The following is a 598-nucleotide window of genomic DNA, read 5'->3' as shown; positions in this document are numbered from 1 at the left end:
CGGCCCACGACCTCCTCGCCCCCAGGTGACAGGCCACGGGCCGGCGGACACCACGACCGAGACCCCGATCGGCCGGCGGACGGCCCCGGATTGCGGCCACCACCACCGAGCCATGGATATCGCCCCACCGCTCCGCAGCAGAGATTCACCGAGGTGCGCGACCGGCACTGCCGCATGCCCGGCTGCCGGCGACGCGCCGGGCGCTGCGACATCGACCACGCCGTCGCCCATGCCGACGGCGGGGCCACCGCCTGCTGGAACCTCTGCTGCCTGTGCCGGCGGCATCACCGGATCAAGACGTTCGCCCGCGGCTGGCGCTTCGAGCTCCTCGCCGACGGACGACTGCTCGTCCGAACGCCGAGCGGGGTCTCCCGCGTCACCCGCCCCCCGAGCTGGACGTGGGACCCCGAACCCGACCCGCCCTGGCTCGAGGAGGAGGCTCCAGCCGACCGTGCCGCCCGGTGATGCGTGCCCGGCCGCCGCCGCCGGGGGCAGGGCGTGCGACTCCCGCGTGGGGTGACCCGGGTGCGGCTGGGGCGCGTGGGGCGCCTGCTGCCCCCCGGGCGACAGTGCCGTGCGAGGTGTCTCCCCGTCGACG

General features: G+C 76.4%; 1 protein-coding gene. It reads left to right on the top strand.

Annotated features, from left to right (window positions below; all coding sequences use genetic code 11):
• Positions 1 to 153 precede the first annotated feature (153 nt).
• Positions 154 to 465, top strand: a complete 312-nt coding sequence (locus E6R62_RS38425) for an HNH endonuclease signature motif containing protein (protein WP_136218005.1) — start codon at positions 154 to 156, stop codon at positions 463 to 465.
• Positions 466 to 598 lie beyond the last annotated feature (133 nt).

The sequence above is a fragment of the Streptomyces sp. A1136 genome, from assembly GCF_004795055.1.
Classification (GTDB): Bacteria; Actinomycetota; Actinomycetes; order Streptomycetales; family Streptomycetaceae; genus Streptomyces.
Note: the sequence above shows the minus strand (reverse complement) of the source record. Positions and strands in the feature narration are given on the sequence as shown.